The 16894-nt window shown below is 68.7% G+C and carries 18 protein-coding genes; 8 read left to right on the forward strand and 10 right to left on the reverse strand.

Annotated features, from left to right (window positions below; translation table 11 throughout):
• Positions 1-5 precede the first annotated feature (5 nt).
• Positions 6-497 carry a DUF1269 domain-containing protein gene (locus ACIA58_RS28125; protein WP_396406795.1) on the reverse strand — a complete coding sequence of 164 codons (492 nt, stop codon included), beginning with the start codon at positions 495-497 and terminating at the stop codon, positions 6-8.
• Positions 498-675: 178 nt separating this feature from the next.
• Here ACIA58_RS28125 and ACIA58_RS28130 point away from each other — a divergent pair, with 178 nt between their 5' ends.
• From ACIA58_RS28130 to ACIA58_RS28155, 6 genes are all read left to right on the forward strand, one after another.
• Complete coding sequence (locus tag ACIA58_RS28130) at positions 676-1578, forward strand: ABC transporter ATP-binding protein (RefSeq protein ID WP_396406796.1); 903 nt, start codon at positions 676-678, stop codon at positions 1576-1578.
• A complete protein-coding gene (locus ACIA58_RS28135) occupies positions 1575-2309 on the forward strand; it encodes an ABC transporter permease (RefSeq protein ID WP_396406797.1) in 735 nt (244 codons plus the stop codon). The genes ACIA58_RS28130 and ACIA58_RS28135 overlap by 4 nt, the downstream gene beginning before the upstream one ends.
• 25 nt (positions 2310-2334) lie before the next feature.
• A complete protein-coding gene (locus ACIA58_RS28140; protein ID WP_396406798.1) occupies positions 2335-3486 on the forward strand; it encodes a sensor histidine kinase in 1152 nt (383 codons plus the stop codon).
• Positions 3483-4091 carry a response regulator transcription factor gene (locus ACIA58_RS28145; RefSeq protein WP_396406799.1) on the forward strand — a complete coding sequence of 203 codons (609 nt, stop codon included), beginning with the start codon at positions 3483-3485 and terminating at the stop codon, positions 4089-4091. The genes ACIA58_RS28140 and ACIA58_RS28145 overlap by 4 nt, the downstream gene beginning before the upstream one ends.
• A gap of 40 nt (positions 4092-4131) precedes the next feature.
• A complete protein-coding gene (locus ACIA58_RS28150) occupies positions 4132-5232 on the forward strand; it encodes a sulfite oxidase (RefSeq protein ID WP_396406800.1) in 1101 nt (366 codons plus the stop codon).
• An 84-nt stretch (positions 5233-5316) separates the two neighbouring features.
• Positions 5317-5496 carry a hypothetical protein gene (locus ACIA58_RS28155; RefSeq protein WP_396406801.1) on the forward strand — a complete coding sequence of 60 codons (180 nt, stop codon included), beginning with the start codon at positions 5317-5319 and terminating at the stop codon, positions 5494-5496.
• A 25-nt stretch (positions 5497-5521) separates the two neighbouring features.
• Here ACIA58_RS28155 and ACIA58_RS28160 read toward each other — a convergent pair whose 3' ends face one another.
• The 9 genes from ACIA58_RS28160 to ACIA58_RS28200 all read right to left on the reverse strand — a co-directional run bounded on the left by ACIA58_RS28160 (position 5522) and on the right by ACIA58_RS28200 (position 15394).
• Positions 5522-6997, reverse strand: a complete 1476-nt coding sequence (locus ACIA58_RS28160) for a multicopper oxidase family protein (RefSeq protein WP_396406802.1) — start codon at positions 6995-6997, stop codon at positions 5522-5524.
• Positions 6990-7403 carry a hypothetical protein gene (locus ACIA58_RS28165; RefSeq protein ID WP_396406803.1) on the reverse strand — a complete coding sequence of 138 codons (414 nt, stop codon included), beginning with the start codon at positions 7401-7403 and terminating at the stop codon, positions 6990-6992. Before ACIA58_RS28165 ends, ACIA58_RS28160 begins: the two co-directional genes overlap by 8 nt.
• Positions 7400-8008, reverse strand: coding sequence for a DUF1707 domain-containing protein (locus tag ACIA58_RS28170; RefSeq protein ID WP_396406804.1), 609 nt, complete (start codon positions 8006-8008; stop codon positions 7400-7402). Before ACIA58_RS28170 ends, ACIA58_RS28165 begins: the two co-directional genes overlap by 4 nt.
• A gap of 170 nt (positions 8009-8178) precedes the next feature.
• Positions 8179-9540: an ABC transporter substrate-binding protein gene (locus ACIA58_RS28175; protein ID WP_396406805.1), complete on the reverse strand. Its 1362-nt coding sequence runs from the start codon at positions 9538-9540 to the stop codon at positions 8179-8181.
• Between the two features lie 11 nt (positions 9541-9551).
• Positions 9552-10433 (reverse strand): carbohydrate ABC transporter permease, encoded by an 882-nt coding sequence (locus ACIA58_RS28180; RefSeq protein WP_396406806.1) that lies wholly within the window; start codon positions 10431-10433, stop codon positions 9552-9554.
• A complete protein-coding gene (locus ACIA58_RS28185; RefSeq protein WP_396406807.1) occupies positions 10430-11374 on the reverse strand; it encodes a carbohydrate ABC transporter permease in 945 nt (314 codons plus the stop codon). The genes ACIA58_RS28180 and ACIA58_RS28185 overlap by 4 nt, the downstream gene beginning before the upstream one ends.
• Before the next feature lie 33 nt (positions 11375-11407).
• Positions 11408-13531: an alpha-galactosidase gene (locus tag ACIA58_RS28190; protein ID WP_396406808.1), complete on the reverse strand. Its 2124-nt coding sequence runs from the start codon at positions 13529-13531 to the stop codon at positions 11408-11410.
• Positions 13532-13665: 134 nt separating this feature from the next.
• Positions 13666-14421 carry a DNA polymerase beta superfamily protein gene (locus ACIA58_RS28195; RefSeq protein WP_396406809.1) on the reverse strand — a complete coding sequence of 252 codons (756 nt, stop codon included), beginning with the start codon at positions 14419-14421 and terminating at the stop codon, positions 13666-13668.
• Positions 14411-15394, reverse strand: a complete 984-nt coding sequence (locus ACIA58_RS28200; RefSeq protein ID WP_396406810.1) for a DNA polymerase beta superfamily protein — start codon at positions 15392-15394, stop codon at positions 14411-14413. The genes ACIA58_RS28195 and ACIA58_RS28200 overlap by 11 nt, the downstream gene beginning before the upstream one ends.
• 156 nt (positions 15395-15550) lie before the next feature.
• Here ACIA58_RS28200 and ACIA58_RS28205 point away from each other — a divergent pair, with 156 nt between their 5' ends.
• Complete coding sequence (locus tag ACIA58_RS28205; protein WP_396406811.1) at positions 15551-16120, forward strand: helix-turn-helix domain-containing protein; 570 nt, start codon at positions 15551-15553, stop codon at positions 16118-16120.
• On the forward strand, positions 16117-16815 hold the full coding sequence (locus ACIA58_RS28210; RefSeq protein WP_396406812.1) for an SRPBCC domain-containing protein: 699 nt from the start codon (positions 16117-16119) through the stop codon (positions 16813-16815). The genes ACIA58_RS28205 and ACIA58_RS28210 overlap by 4 nt, the downstream gene beginning before the upstream one ends.
• Positions 16816-16894 lie beyond the last annotated feature (79 nt).

Consider the following 16894-nt stretch of genomic DNA (forward strand, 5'->3'; position numbering starts at 1 on the left):
CCGGTCTAGTCGCCGAACATCTCGTGGATGGCGGCTTCCTGGTCGTCGGTCAGGTCGGTGTGGATGAGCTTGGCCCGCAGCCGGGTCTTCCGGAACGTCTCGCGGACCTGGTCGGTCACCTCGTCGCTGGACAGCAGGAACAGCGCCGACGTCCCCGGCGTCACCTGGGCCCGCACTTCCTTGATGAAGTCGTCGTCGATCCCGACGTCGATGAGCTTGCCCGCCACCGCACCCGCCGCGGCCCCGATCGCGGCACCGGCCCACGGCATCAGGAAGATCGTCCCGAACAACATCCCCCAGAACATCCCGCCGACCGCTCCCGGCCCGGTCATGTTCCGCACCTGCCGGGTCCGCGGCCGCCGCTTCTCCGGCTGCCACGACACCGAAGCCGCATCATGAATCCGGATCATCTTCTGCTTGGCCAGACTCTCAAGCGTCCCGATCGCCTGATTCGCCCCATCCCAAGTCTCGAACTTCCACACCGTCAACGTCGCCATCGCTCTGATCCCCTCACACCCCGTTGGACGGTCGGTCACAGCAGTTGGTTCGCGCGCTCCACGATCCTCTCCGGGGCACCCCTGAGAACAGACCCTGAGAGCGTGCTGACGGATGTCATGGGTGGGTCGTGACGAGCGATCCAGGGGTGGTACGGCGTCCTCGGACAAGCTTCTGGGTATGACGACAACGACTGCGGTCAGCCTGCGGGGTGTGACCAAGAAGTATGCGAGCGTGCAGGCCGTCGCCGGGGTGGATCTGACCATCCGGTCCGGCGAGGTAGTGGCGCTGCTGGGGCCGAACGGCGCCGGCAAGTCGACCACGATCGAGATGCTGCTCGGCCTGGTGAAGCCGGACAACGGCACCGTCCAGGTGTACGGCGGCACACCGACCGACGCGATCGCCCAGGGGCAGGTCGGCGTGATGCTGCAGAGCGGCGGGATCATCGAGGACGCCAAGGTCGGCGAACTGCTGAACCTGGTCGCCGGCCTGCACAAGGATCCGATGCCCGTCGAGGAAGCCCTCGAGCGCGCCGGCATCGCGGACCTCACCACCCGGACCATGAAGGCGCTGTCCGGCGGCCAGAAGCAGCGGGTGCGGTTCGCGATGGCGATCATCCCGCAGCCCGACCTGATCGTCCTGGACGAGCCGACGACCGGCATGGACGTCGAGTCCCGCCGCGACTTCTGGGCGTCGATGCACGACGAGACCGCCCGCGGCCGCACGGTCCTGTTCGCCACCCACTACCTGGAAGAGGCCGACGCGTACGCCGACCGCGTCGTACTGATGCGCAACGGCAAGGTCGTCGCCGACGGCACCGCCGCGCAGATCAAGGCGAGCGTCTCCGGCCGCACCATCCGTGCCACCGTTCCCGGCGCCGATCTGGCCGCGCTCGCGTCGCTGCCCGGCGTACGCAACGTCGAGACCCGCGGCGACGTCGTCCTGCTCCAGTGCGCCGACTCCGACGGCACGCTGCGGCACCTGCTCGAGAACACCACCGCCCACGACATCGAAGTAACGTCCGCCGACCTGGAGGACGCCGTCCTCGCGATCAGCGCGGCCCAAGAGGAGAGCCTGGCATGAACCGCAACTACCTGATCTTCGACATCCGCCGTACCTTGCGGAACCGCCGGGTGCTGATCTTCTCGATCCTGATGCCGCTGGTCCTGTTCGCGATCTTCGGCATGACGCTGCCCAAGGACGCCAGCGAGGGCGGGATCTCCGCGATCGCGTACGTGATGGTGAGTATGGCGATGTTCGGCTCGATGTCGGCCGCGATGAGCAGCGGCGGCGTGATCGCGGCCGAGCGCGACGGCGGCTGGAACCGGACGCTGCGTCTGACCCCGCTGAAGCCGCAGGCGTACGTCGTCAACAAGGTGATCCTGTCGCTGCTGCTGGCGATCCCGCCGCTGCTGGTCGTCTTCGCCTTCGGCATGCTCTTCGGCCACGTGCACCTGGGCCCCGGCCAGTGGCTGACCGTCGCGCTGGTGTCCTGGCTTGGCGCCCTTCCGTTCGCGGCGATCGGCCTGGTCATCGGCTACATCGCGAAGCCGGACAGCGTGCAGCCGATCACCGGTCTGAGCACGATGCTGATCGCGGCCTTCGGCGGACTGTGGCTGCCGGTCGACCAGATGCCGTCGATCATGAAGCACATCGCCCAGTTGACCCCGGCGTACTGGACCGGTCTGACGTCGCGCAGCGCTCTGACGCAGGGCGGGGTGGACACCCAGGCGCTGCTGGTGGTGCTCGGCTGGACCGTCGTACTGGGCTTCATCGGCCTCCGCCGGTTCCGCGCCGACACGGCCCGCGCCTGAGGCCCAGAGCGGTACCGTGACCACCGTGAGCACCAACCGCAACCCCAGCGCCCTGGACGGTCTGGCCGACCGGGTCGGCAGCGGTCCGGGCCGTTGGGGCTGGCTGGCCGCGGGGGTCTGGCTGTTCTATCTGGCGCAGCCGCTGCAGAAGATCGCGGAGCGCCAGGACGGCGTCAGCCAGGTCCTCGGGTTCCTCACGGTGATCCTGTTCGCGGCCAGCTACCTGGGGTTCTTCGGGATCCTGCGCCGGATGGCCCGCAAGCATCTGCTCGCGCCGTGGCAACAGGTCGCGTACCTGCTCATGATGCTGGCGCTCTGCCTGCTGATGATCCCGACCGCCGGCCAGACCGCCCTCACCGGCCTGGTCTACATCGCGTCCGTCGCGATGATGCTGCTGGATCTCCGGGTGGCCGTCGCGTTCGTCGCGGTCCTGCTCGCCGGCGCCGAGATCTCGATGCGGGTGGTGCCCGGCTGGACCGACGACGGCAGCTACGGCTTCGCGATCTTCCTCGGTGCGCTCGCGGTGTTCGGGTTGCGGCGGGCGATCCAGCGCAGCATCGAGCTGAACGCGGCCCGCAAGGATTTCGCCGAGCTCGCCGTGCAGGAGGAACGGAACCGGTTCGCCCGGGACCTGCACGACATCCTCGGCCACTCCCTGACCGTCATCACGGTGAAGGCGGAGCTGGCCGGCAAGCTGATCGAGGTCAACCCGACCCGGGCGGCCACCGAGGTCGCGGACGTCGAGAGCCTGGCACGGGCGGCGCTGGCCGACGTACGGGCCGCGGTCGCCGGGTACCGGGAGCTGAGTCTGGCCGGTGAGCTGGTCTCGGCGCGGACCGCGTTGCAGGCCGCCGAGGTGAAGGCCGAGCTCCCGACCACGGTCGACGAGGTCCCGGAGGAGAACCGGGAGCTGTTCGCGTGGGTGGTGCGGGAGGGAGTGACGAACGTCGTACGGCACTCCGGCGCGAAGCGATGCACGATCCGGATCACGGCGACGCAGATCGAAGTACTGGACGACGGCAAGGGCCCGACGCCCGGTGGCGGAGCATCTGGTCATGGGCTGGTCGGACTGCGGGAGCGGGCGGACCAGGTCGACGCCAGTGTCCAGGTCGGTCAGGCGCCCGGCGGTGGGTTCCGGCTGGCCGTCCTGGTCGGGCCTGTGAGGATGGACCTGTGAGTATCCGACTGCTGATCGCCGACGACCAGGCGCTGGTCCGTGGAGCCCTGGCCGCGCTGCTCGACCTCGAGCCCGACCTGGAGGTGGTGGCCGAGGTCGGTCGTGGCGACGAGGTGATGGACGCCGCCAAGAACTCCCAGCCCGATGTCGCGCTGCTCGACGTGGAGATGCCGGGGCTGGACGGGATCGAGGCGGCCGCCGCGCTGCGCACCGCCGTACCGGGCGTGCGGGTGCTGATGGTGACCACGTTCGGCCGGCCCGGGTACCTGCGCCGCGCGATGGAGGCCGGCGCGGCCGGGTTCGTCGTCAAGGACACCCCCGCGACGCAGCTGGCCGACGCCGTACGCCGGGTGCACCAGGGGCTGCGCGTCGTCGATCCGTCACTGGCCGCGGAGACCCTCGTGGCGGGGACGAGCCCGCTCACGGGCCGCGAGGCCGACGTACTGCGGGCCGCCCGCGAAGGCGGCACCGTCGCCGACATCGCCAAGGAGCTACACCTGTCCGAGGGCACCGTCCGCAACCATCTCTCCGCCGCGATCGGCAAGACCGGCGCCCGCACCCGCGCCGAAGCGGCCCGTATCGCCGTAGACAACGGCTGGTTGTAGGCGGCCCCCAACCTCTAGGGTTGGTGCTGGGGGTGGGATTGTGGATTCAATCGAGGAATTCAGCGTCCGGGGGCGGTTGGCGGACACGGGTGAGGGGATCACCGCCGACGAGTTGCAGCTCGCGGCACGGAATCACGGCATGCCGCTGGAGAGCCTGCGGTACGACGTGACGCCGCCGGGTCTGCATTACGTGCTGGTGCACTACGACATACCGGCAACGAATGCGGGCGACTGGCGGCTCGAGCTGGACGGATGCGTCGAGCAACCGTTGTCGTTCGGATTGACCGAGCTGCGCGCGATGGGCCGCCGTACGATCCGCGTCACGCTGGAGTGCGCCGGCAACGGCCGGGCCTCGCTGCAGCCTCGGCCGATCAGCCAGCCGTGGCTGGCCGAAGCGGTCGGTACGGCGGAGTGGACCGGGGTGCTGCTGTCGGATCTGCTGCGGTTGGCCGGGATTCGCGAAGATGCCGTGGACGTGGTGTTCACGGGCGCGGATCGCGGCGTGGAGCGCGGCGTCGTACAGGACTACCAGCGCGGGTTGTCGATCACCGAAGCGGTCGACTCGGGCGCGATCGTCGCGTGGGAGATGAACGGCGCGCCGCTGCCGCCGCAGCACGGGTACCCGCTGCGCCTCGTCGTACCGGGGTGGTACGGGATGGCGAGTGTGAAGTGGTTGCGCTCGATCGAGCTGATCGACCACGAGTTCGACGGCTTCCAGAACGCGGTGGCGTACGTGATCCGCCAGACCGCCGACGATCCGGGCCGGGCGGTGACCCGGATCGAGCCGCGGGCGCTGCTGGTGCCGCCGGGGTTCCCGGACTTCATGAGCCGTCACCGGTTCGTTGCCGCGGGCACCGTTCCGCTGTTCGGCCGGGCCTGGTCCGGCTGGGCGCCGATCGAGCGCGTCGAGGTCAGCACCGACGCCGGCGTGAACTGGCACGAGGCCACGTTGGATGCCCTCGGCAACGACGAACTCGCCTGGCGGGCGTTCGCCTACGACTGGGAGGCGACGCCGGGCGAGCATGTGCTCACGGTCCGCGCGTACGACGCCAGTGGCCGTGAACAACCGATCGAGGCCGACTGGAACCGCGGCGGCTTCAGCAACAACACCGCCCAGCGCATCACCGTCCTGGTGACCTGAAATCCCGCGTGTCGTTCACCGCCAACGCCGCACCCGCGTCACATCCTGAAGACGTACACGGTTCTCACTCCAGGAGTGGTGGCGGTGAACGACAACCAGCTACACGCGCGGATCTTCAGAACCCTCGACGAGTGGTACGCCGACGTCGACAACCAACTCGACCCCCAGCCGGACAACCCGCTGTGGTGGGGCTCCTACACCTCCCAGAAGGCCGCCCTCGACGCCGCCTGCGCCAGAATCGCCTCCATGCAACAGGCCTCCTGAACCTCAGAAGAACAAGAACACCGGCCTACTCCGGCTTGTTGTGGGAGGAGCCGCCTACCTTGTACGGGGTGGTGATGCCTTCGTACATGAGGTGGGTGACCAGGCCCTGGGAGGCGTGGGGCAGGTTGTGGCAGTGGTCCATCCACAGGCCTGGGTTGTCGGCCACGAAGGCGATCTCATAGGACTCCTTGTTGCCGACCTCCAGCGTGTCGGTCCACCACGGGGAACCGGTGGCGGGCACGCCGTCGCGGGACAGGACGACGACGTGATGGCCGTGGAGGTGCATCGGATGGGCCTGGCCGCTGGTGTTGGAGATCTTCATCTTGACGATGTCTCCCTCAGCGACCATGAACATCGGCACATCGGGGAACTTGTGCCCGTTGATCGTCCACCACAGCCCGGGCACACCATCCAGGAAGCCGGGTGCGCGACCGATCCGGTATTCGAAGTTCCTGTTGGCGCGAGCGGGGTCGAAGCCGAGCGGCGCCGAGGTTCCGTACGTCAGCAGATCGACCGTGTCCGCCGGCAGGTCAGCCTTGGGCGGATCGGTCGGCCCGATCCCGAGCGACATCGCCGCCGTACCCACGTCCAACCGCATCCCGCCCGCCGGAACCGCAGCCTCAAGATCAACCCGGCCCCCGGCAGCCAAGGCGTAGGCAGCCGTCACCGGCGTCGGCCCGTGTACGTCGCGCCCGTCCACCGCGACCACCTTGTACGGCGTGCCGACCAGCCCGACCCGCACGATCGCGTTGTCCGAGTTGATCACCCGCACCCGAGCCGTCGTACCCGCCGGCACCTCGACCCGCGCCGTCCCGGTCCGCCCGTTGATCGTCCGCTTCCCGTCGTACGTGTGGATCGTGGCGACGACCTCACCAGGAGTCGCGGGCGCGATCACGATCGGCCCGAAGAGCCCGCCCTTCACCTCGTCGGCCGACACCTGATGCGAGTGGTACCAGTACGTCCCGGCCGCCGGCGCCTTGAAGCGGTACACATGCTTCCCGCCGACCGGTACGGCGTCCTGCGTCACCCCGGCGACCCCGTCCTCGCCGTTCGGTACGTCGATCCCGTGCCAGTGCAAGGTGGCGCCGTCCGGGACCGACTCGTTCACGAACGTGACCTGGATCAGATCACCCACGCGCGCCCGGATCAGCGGCCCGGGCGACGTCCCGTTCACGGTGTAGCCGTCGACGGTCTCCCCGGACGCCAGCTGGAACTTCTGCTTCCGCGCGATCAGGGTCACGTTCACATTTGGTATACCATTTTTCGGCCCGGTCAGATCCGCGACGCTCGTGCCGCTCATCCCGGCCATCCCGGGCATTTCGGCGTGGTGCTCGTGATCCATCGACGGTCCGCCGCCGTAATCGGCGTACCCCATGTCCGCCGGGTCGTACGAGCCCGGGACCAGGCTGGTCGCCCAGAGATACCCCAGCGGTACGAGTACCGCGAGGGTGATCCCCAGGGCGGCCAGCCGGCCCCACTTGCGCTTCTTGACCTCAGCCACTGGTCACAGGCTGGTTCGGTACGGCGGCCCGTCGAGCACCCATGCTGGCGACGGCGGCGATCGCGAGCCCGTTGATCGCGTGCAGCACGCCCAGCGCGGGGACCCCGAAGGAAACCACCGCGAGCAGGAACTGCAGGACGACCAGGCCGAACACGATCCCGGCCAGCACCCGGCCGCGCGGTACGTCGGTCAGGAACGACACGATCAGGAACACCAGCGCGAGCAGACCGATCGCCGTGCCGGCGATGCTGTGGTAGCTCTGCCCGAAGTTGCTGTAGTCCGCCCCGATCGCGGCCCCGTCGTCCGCGTCCTTCGCGATCGTGAATCCCGAGAGCGCGATCGAGGCGATCTGCAGGACCACCGCGATCGCGATCAGCAGGCCGAGCGTCCGGTATACCGTTCTCATGCCCGGCGCTCCGTCCGCCGCTTGCGGATGACGATCACGGCCGCGACGATCAGCGCGATCGGCAGGAACGGCGGATGCCCGCCGAGCACCACGCAGCCGAACGACGCGAACACGCCGATCACACCCAGCACGATCAGCAACGGCAACGGAACCCGCCCGAGGAACCCGCGCCGGGCCCACTCCGGCCGCTGCCCGCCGAACGGGCCGCCACCGGACCCGCCGCTACCAGCTCCCCACCAGCCGGCCCTCGGCCCGGCTCCCGGCCCGGCCCCTGGCGCAGCGCCTGGTCCGGCAGCGCCGGCGGCATTCTCCGGCGCCGTCCACGGCGGCTTCCGCCAGCCCCACGGCCCGGCCCATCCCTCACCGGCGCCAGGCTCGCCCTCGCCGGCGAAGGCGGCGTCGCCCGCCTGGTGCGCGCCCGGCAGGTCGGTGAACAAGCCGTCCAGGTCCGCTCCAGTGCGCGCCTTGAGTGCCTGCTCGACCCGCTCGGAGTGCTCTTCCGCGCTCAGCCGGCCGGCTTCGTAATGCTCGCCCAGACGCCTCACGGCGTCCTCGCGCTCACTGTCGCCGATGCGGATCGATCCGCCCGGCCTCTCGTCGCTCATGATTCTCCTCGATGCTCGTCGGTTCTCCGATGGCACCAAGGTTGTCGTTCCGGCCCCCGTCTCCGCGTCGCCTCAGCGGCGACACCTCACCTACCCCCGGAGGAGCACCCTGCGCCTACCGACGCAGTACCGCGTACTCCCCCGGGCGTAGGCCCGGCCAGGGTCAACCCTTAGCTGTTGACCGCGAGGATCTCGTTCACATCCTTGTTCGCCTTCGCCAGCGAGGCGGGATCGGCCTCGAACGACATCACCGACTCCATCGCCGGCGTCATCACCGCGGTCACGTCCGCGGCGTTCGGGTTGGCCGGGTACGGGAACACGTCGCCCGCCTCGACCGGCTCCAGGAACGGCGTGACGTCCCAGCCGCTCTTGGCGAACGCCGCCTTCGCCGCGGGCATGCTCGCCGCCACCGCCGGGAACACGACCCCGGCCTTCGCGACGATGTCCTGAGCGGTCTGCGAACCGAGGAACTTCACCCAGGCCCACGACGCGTCGCGGCGCTTCGTCCCGGCCCAGATCGTGTCCGCGAGACCGTTCATCATCGACATCCGCTTCCCGATCGGACCGATCGGCAGCCGGGCCAGCTTCGTCTTCACCTGCTTCAGCTGGCCGTACGTCCCGAGCATCCAGGAGCCGTTCGGGGTCATCCCGTACTTCCCGGCGCCGAACGACGTGGTCACGTCCACTCCGGACTTCGCCTGCGCGTACGTCGGCATCAGGCCCTTGGTGATGAGACCCCGCCACCACCCGATCGTGTCGGTGAACTTCGGGTCGCCGTAGAAGAACTTCGTGCCCCACGGTTCACCCTGGGAGTACTTCCAGCCGTTGCTCGCGGCATACCAGCTCCAACTGGTCTGCCCGTCGCCACCGCCGGCGTCGGCGTACCCGAGCCCGTAGACCTTCACGTTCTCCTTGTCGAACCCGGGCTGGTCGCCGCGACGGCCCTTCGAGTCCACTGTCAGCCGGCGGACGATCTGCTCGAACGTCCCGCCGTCCTGCGGATTCCAGGTCATCGAGTTGAGCTGATCGGTGCTGATCCCGGCGGCCGCGGTGAACGCGCTGTTGTAGAAGTACACCTCGGTGTCCCAGTCCTTCGGCAGTCCGTACCGCTTGCCGTCGGCACCGATCCAGCGATCGGCGAGACCCTTCTGGTAGATGCTCAGATCAACGTTGTCCTTGGCAACGTAATCGTCGATCGGCAGCACCTGTCCCTTGTCCGCGAACAACGGGTACTTCGACGAGTGCCCGGTGAACACGTCCGGCGCCGTCTCGGAGATGAACCCGGTCACCAGCTTGGACCAGTAGTCGTTCCACCCGTACTGCTCGATCGTCACGGTGTACTGCGGGTTCTGCTCGTGGAACACCTTGGCGCACTCGGTGTACATCGGCAGCTGCGCGGAGTCCCACAGCCAGTAGATGACCTCGCCCGGCCCGCGGGCCGCGGCGCCGTTGTTGCAGGCGGCAAGCGACGGCACGGCGAGGGCGGCCAGGCCGGCCTTGAGGAGATTGCGTCGTGAAATCAGTGAATTCATGGGCCCGTCCCTCACTTGATCCCGGAGAAGCCGATGGAGTTTGTGATCCGTTTGGCGAACGCCAGGAACAGGATGATCATCGGCAGCGCCGCGATCAGGGTCGCCGCCATCAGCCCGGCCCAGTCCGGACCGCCCTGCGGCGTCTGTGAGCGGAACACGCCCAGCGCCACCGTCAGCACGCGGACGTTCTCCTGCTGACCGACGAGCAGCGGCCAGAAGTAGTCGTTCCACGAGTTGATGTAGGTCAGGATCGCCAGCGTCGCGATCGGCGCCGCGCTCATCGGGATGATCAGCCGGAAGAAGATCAGCCGGTGCCCCGCGCCGTCGATCATCGCGGCCTCCTCGAGCTCCCGGTTGATGCTCAGGAAGAACTGCCGCAGGAAGAAGATCGCGAACGGCGTCATGAACGCGCCGGGCAGGATGATGCCGGCGAAGCTGTTCAGCAGGCCGAGGTTCTTGATCAGCACGAAGTTCGGCAGCACGGTGAAGATCGGCGGCACCATCAGCGCGGCCAGGAACAACGCGAAGACCTTGTCCCGCCCCGGCCACCGCAGCCGGGCGAACGCGTACGCCGCCATCGCACTGAAGAACACCTGGCACACCGTCGTGATGGTTGCCACCACCAACGAGTTCCGCAGGTACAGCCAGAAGTTGACCGCCGCGCCGGACCCGCCCTGGGCCTGCGCCTCCTCGATGCTTGACAGGCCGAGCACCCGCTTGAACGCGCCGAGCGTGGTCTCCACCGGCAACAGCGAATTCGGGTGACCCGGCAACTGGGTGTTGTCCGAGAACGCCGTCCGCAGCATCCAGTAGAACGGGAACAGTGTGACGATCAGCAGCACGAACAGCAGGATCCAGGCGACGGTACGTCCCACACTTACTTGCTTCCTCATGCGAGATCACTCTCCCGCGCCCGCAGCAACCGCAGCTGGACCAGCGAGACGACCGCGAGGATGGCGAACAGCACCAGCGCCATCGCCGACGCGTACCCGAAGTCGAACCGCGTGAACGCCCGCTCGTAGATGTAGTAGTAGATCACCCGGGTCGCGTTGATCGGACCGCCCTGCGTGGTCACAGCGACCGTGTCGAAGATCTGGAACGACCCGATCATGGTGACCACCAGGACCATCACCAGAACGGGCCGCAGCAGCGGCAGCGTGATCCGCCAGAACGTCTTCCACTCGGTCGACCCGTCCACCTCGGCCGCCTCGTACACGTACGACGGGATCGTCTGGAGGCCGGCGAAGACCAGCAGCGCGGTGTACCCCATGTGCCGCCAGACGTTGATCCCGGCAACGGTCGGGATCGCCCAGTGCGAGTCGCCGAAGAACGCGATCGGGTCGATCCCGACCCAGCCCAGGAAGGTGTTCACGACGCCGACCTGCACGTCGAGCATCCAGTACCAGACCAGCGCGACGACCACGTTGGCGACCAGGTACGGCGCGAGGATGATCGCGCGGACCGTGATCGACTTGGTCAGCCGGTACATCAGCATCGCGATCCCGACCGCCAGGACGGTCTGCAGGCCGATGTTGATCACGACGTACTCGACCGTGACGCCGAGCGCGTTCCAGAAGAAGCTGTCGTGGATCATCCGCTCGTAGTTGGCCAGCCCGTTGAACTTCGGCGCCGAGAGCAGGCTGTACTCGGTGAAGCTCAGGTAGGCCCCGCGCAGCGTCGGCCAGATGTAGAACACGACGAACCCCAGGGTCGCCGGGGCGATGAAGATCATCGCGACCTTGAGGTCGCCCAGGCTTCGCCGCTTCCCCGGCGGTGGTGCCGAGTCCCCGTGACTTCGTTTCCTGTCGGGTGGTGCGTTGGTGGTGGCGGTCACGGGGATCTCCTTCTCTGTCGGCGACCGGCCGGGCTAGTCGGTCGCAGTCACATCCAGCAAGATCGCGCTCTCGGGCCATTGCGCGGGCATGAGCACTCCGACCGAGGCGAGGGCGGCGCCGTTCAGCTCCACGCTTCCACCCTCGGCCGACCAGGCCGCGGACCGCGACTCGGGTCCGGGTGTCGCGACCTTGCTGACCCGGTACGTGCGGTGCGGGTCGAGCCCGGGGAGCCGGACCCGGCCGACGGCAGACGTCACCGACTGCTTCACCTGTACGACGCTGAACACGCCGCGCCCGCCGTCCTGCGCGACGACGCCGTGCACGAGCACGTCCTCGGGACCGCGGTCGGCGCGGACCACTCGACCGGTGTGCAGCAGCGGTCGCAGTTCCTTGTGCAGGGCCACCCAGCCTTTGAGCTCCTCGCGCTCCTCGGGGCCGGCCGACGCGATGTCCCACTCGATGCCGAAGTGGCCGAACAGCGCCGTGGTCGCGCGGAAGGACAGGGTCTGCGTACGGCCGGTGGTGTGCGCCCGCGGCGGGCCGACGTGGCAGCCGATCAGCTCCGGCGGCAGCAGCAGTTGCGTGTACCGCTGGATGGTCTGCCGCTCGAGGGCGTCGTTGCTGTCGCTGCCCCAGATCCGGTCGGTGCGCTCCAGGATCCCGAGGTCGACGCGGGCGCCGCCGGACGAGCAGGACTCGATCTCGAGTCCCGGGTGCCGGCGCTTGAGCTCGTCGATCAGCCGGTATACCGCGAGCGTCTGCTCGTGGATGCCCGCCGTACCCGTCAACTGGTTGCCGCCGTCAACGAAATCGCGGTTGTGGTCCCACTTCAGGTACGCGATGTCGTACTCGGCCAGGATGCTGTCGAGCCGCTCGAGGATGTAGTCGTAGGCGGCTGGTATACCAAGATTGAGGCCATGCTGGTGCCGCGCGGTCGGCGGCAGCCGGTCGCCTGCGGCGAGGATCCAGTCCGGGTGCTCGCGGGCCAGGTCGGAGTCCGGGTTCACCATCTCCGGCTCGACCCAGAGGCCGAACTGCAGGCCGCGGCTCTTCACGTGGTCCACCAACGGGTGCAGACCCTTCGGCCAGATCCCCTCGTCGACGTACCAGTCACCGAGGCCCGCGCGGTCGTCGCGCCGGCCGCGGAACCACCCGTCGTCGAGTACGAACCGCTCGGCCCCGACCTCGGCGGCCGCGTCGGCGAGCGCCTTCAGCTTGTCCAGGTCGAGGTCGAAGTACACGGCCTCCCAGGTGTTCAGTACGACGGGACGCTCGGTCTTCGGGTGGTTCGCCCGGGCCCGCAGGTAGTCGTGGAACCGGTGCGACACCTGGTCGAGCCCGACGCCGTACGAGCCGTAGATCCACGGGGTGCCGTAGGTGCCTTGCGGCTGGATGCGGCCCTCGCCCGGGAGGAGGAGCTCGCCGCCGCCGATCACGCCGTACCCGCTCATGCCGCGCTCGGCGTACGAGCGGTGGTTGCCGCTCCAGGCGGTGTGCACGCCCCAGATCTCGCCGTCGCGGAAGCCGAAGCCGGGCGTGCCGGCGAGCAGCAGCAGGGTCGCGTCGGCGCCGGTGCGGCCGCGTCGGTTGTCGCGGATGTGCGCACCCTGGGTGAGCGCGTGCCGCTGCGGGTGCCGCTCGCCGATGTGCCGGCCGGTCATGTCGAGCAGCTCGGTCGCCTCGGTCGGGATCGGCAGCGCGAGCAGCAGACCGTCGACCGTGTACGGCGTCGCGGCCGTGTTCGTCAGGTCTGCCTTCGCCCGCACCAGACCGGAGTCCGTCAGCTCGATGGTCAGCCGGATCTCGAGGCCGGCCTCGGTGTCGGCGGCGTCGGCCTGCACGGTGTTGCCGGTCTGGGCGACGCTGGTCAGCCGGAAGCTGGCGGAGAAGTCCTGTCCGTCGCGATGGCCGCTCAGGCCTGGTATACCAAACCAGCCGGCCGAGTACTCCGGCACGATCGCGATCGGACGGTTCTCGTCGAGGCCGGTGCCGTCCTGGACGGCACCGGCGCCGCGGCGCAGTTCCAGCAGAGCGGCCTCGGTCAGCTCGCCCAGGTCCGCGCCCCAGTGCAGGACCGACGGAAGGGCGGGACCGGAGCAGTCGAGCACCAGGCTCACCGCGGCGGCCCGGAGCTGCAGGATCTCGATGTTCGACACTGTTGATTCACTCTGCTTTCTGATTGATTTCAGGACGGAACTATTTACCTCGCCAGCCCCAATGTCAATGCTTCACGAAGTTAAGTAAGTACCCTACGGCTGTCCAGCGTTGTCAGCCCAGAGTGTGGCAACCGTTATCCGAGGCGAGCGCGGACGAGCAGGTCGTGCAGGCCCGGCTCAGCCGTGGGCCGGTCAGGCAGGAGACTCACTGCCTCCGCCTCGTCGAGGGCGGCCTGGAGCCGGCTGACATCCTCGGACAACCGCTCCCCCGACAGCCCGTCCACCGGCGCATGTTCGGCCTCGGCTTTCGCGGCCATCAACTCGGGCAGATAGGCCGGCGCACCGTCGAGCAACTCGCGCAGATCGGCCTGTACAACGCCGGTCCGCATCAGGTTGGTGCCGGTGAGCAACACCCGGAACGTGTAGAGGAGCGGCTTGAGCTCGCCCTTCTTCAGGAAGAACTCCCACTGGGTCTTCGCGAAGCCGCGGTAATGATGCGCATGCCATTTGGTGATGCACCCGGCCGCGAGCTCGATCAGCTCGGCGTGTTCCGGCGTACTGATGACGACCAGCGGCGAGAGGACCTGCTCGAGTACGTAGCCGTTGCGGCGCAGCATCAGCCGGGCGAACTTGGCCAGGTCGTGGGTGACGAGGTCAACCTCGGCCTCGTTCTCGAACCAGGTGCGGTCGAGGGTCTCCGGACCGGTGCGGAGGCCGACGACCTCGGCGGCCGGCAGGACATGCACGCCGCGCAGGTCGACGTCGGAGTCGCGGGACGGGAAGCCGTACAGGTGGGCGCCCGAGACGGTCGCGAAGAGCAGCGGATACGGCTGCTCACCCATGATGGAACGCAGCTCGGTGTAGTCGAGCTGCCGCATGTCACGCGTCACCGAGACTCCTCCTCCGTACGGACCGCAACCACTGGTCGACCGTCGTAACATCTGGTGTCGCGGGCAGGACCGTCCGCTGCAGGGCTTGGTCGAGCTCCTCGTGCAGCGACAGGCGCCAGCGCTCGACCTCGTCCCACGGCACCTCACCACGCTTGACCGCCAGCAGCCGGTCGCGATGCGGCCCGACTTCGACGACCAACGTTGCCTCCAGCAACAGACTGCGCGCCGCGAGGAGCAGGCGGATCAGGTGCATGACGTGCTTCCACTTCGGCGAGCCGTCCCGCCGGAAGTCCGTCTCGAGCTTCTTGAACTGGCTGAGCACGTAGCCCGAATAGGTTTGGTATACCAATTGCGACAGGAACGACTGCCGTAGCCCGACCAGCTCTTCGCCGAGCGGGGTTTGGCGTACCACCAGCGGCGAATGCAGGACCTCGAGCAGGTTCGGGTTGGCCTTCAACGCCAGCTCGCAGAACCGCTCGACCTCCCAGGAGAACCACTCCGGCTCCGGGCCGTCCACGTGCGTCGGCGGCTTGGCCAGCGACCAGAACGCCTCGGTCGGGGCGACGTACACCCCACGCGTGTCGGTGTCCGAGTCGTCCGTGTCCAGCCCGAACGCCCGCGATCCGACGACGGCCGCATAGATCGTGTGCTCGTGGACCAGCCGGTCACCGTCCGGCTGCTCGAGCTCGATCGCCTCATCCTGGTACACCGTCCGCAGGCTCAGCTGATCGCGCCGAGCAACGGTCTCCCGCCCGTCGACGAGCCGCACCGTGTAGCGCCCGTCCCCGGTGACGCCGGCAACCCGCCCGGTCGCCCCACGCTGCGCCGTACCGCCCTGATCGTCCGGCGCCGCGACCCGCATCACCACCTGGGTCCCCACCGGCAACTGCGGCCCCGGCTGCGCACCACCCGGCCCCCACTGCGCACCACGCGGCCCCCGCTGCGCACCACGCTGCAGCCCATGCTCAGACATGCCGCCCATGTTCCCGCACCGGCGGATCTCCAGACCATCACAATTGCGCCCCCGGCCCGCGCCCCCGCCTGACGCGACCGCCGGCTGCCGATTGTGATGGCCCGGGGATCCGGATCGCCTCTTGACAAATTTTTCTGTCAATTGGAGATTGGGGGCATGCTGCGGTACGTCGAGGAGCCCGAGAAGGTGCGGATGGCGTTGTCGCCGATCCGGCGGCGGCTGCTCGAGCTGCTCCGGGAGCCGGCGTCGGCGACCCAGCTGGCGGCTGCGCTCGACCTGCCCCGGCAGCGGGTGAACTACCACCTCCGCGAGTTGGAGAAGGCCGGCCTGGTCGAGCTCGTCGAGGAGCGGCAGCGGCGCGGGTTCACCGAGCGGATCCTCCGCGCATCGGCCGGTGTGGTGGTCGATCCGGGCGTGATGGGCCAAGCGTTCACCGAGATCCAGGACCAGTACGCCGCCGAGCACCTCGTCGACGTCGCCGCGGGCACGGTCCGGGACGTGGCGCGGATGCAGAGCGCGGCGGACGCTGACGGGAAGCGGCTGCTGACGTTCACCCTCGAGGCCGAGGTGCGGTTCGCGGAGCCGGGTGACGTGCACCGGTTCACCGATGCGTTGACCGCGGCGGTCCAGCGGGTGGTCGAGGAGTTCGACAGTGAGGGCGGACGACCGTACCGATTGATCGCGGGCGGTCATCCGGCGCCCCGCCGCACCGAAGGAGAGTCATGAAGATCGTGGTGACCGTGGCGGCGCCGGTGGAGGCAGTCTGGGACGCCCTGCGGAACAAGGAGAAGATCCGGCACTGGCACGGCTGGGAGTACGAGGGACCCCAGGGTGGATTGGAGGAGGAGATCGACCTGATCTACTTCACCGAGACCACCGAGGAGGGCACGACGCTGACTCTCGGCCACGGGGACCGGTTCGAGGTCGAGCCGGTCGAGGGCGGATCCCGGGTCACGCTGACCCGCGCGCCGCGCGGCGCCGACCCCGAGTGGGAGGCGTACTACGACGACGTCACCGAGGGCTGGATCACCTTCCTGCACCAACTGCGCTTCGCCGTCGAGCGGCATCCGGGCGAGCCCCGGCGCACATTGTTCTTCTCCGGCACCGGCGCGGTGTCGCCGATCACCGAGCTGAGCATCCCCGCGGGGCCGGCCGGCGCGGGGATCGAGCTCGAGCTCGTCGGCCAGTCCATCAAGGGCGAGATTTGGTATACCACCGAACATCAGGTCGGCCTGACAGTAGATGCCTGGGGCAACGGCCTGCTCGTGCTCAGCCACATCCCGCCGGGCGAGCAGAAGCCCGACGGCGCCACGATGGCGATCCTGTCCGTATACGGCGACGTCGATCGCGACGAGCTCGAGACCCGCTGGCGCGCGTGGTGGCAGCAGCGCTGGCCGGAGGAACTCAACCTCCTCGGCTGACCTGAGCCGCGACCGGACGGGCCGGGCTGGCCGGGCAGGGCTGTCACGGTGGTGACAGGGCGCAAACGTGTCAGTACGC

The sequence above is a fragment of the Kribbella sp. NPDC051586 genome, from assembly GCF_044453965.1.
Classification (GTDB): Bacteria; Actinomycetota; Actinomycetes; order Propionibacteriales; family Kribbellaceae; genus Kribbella.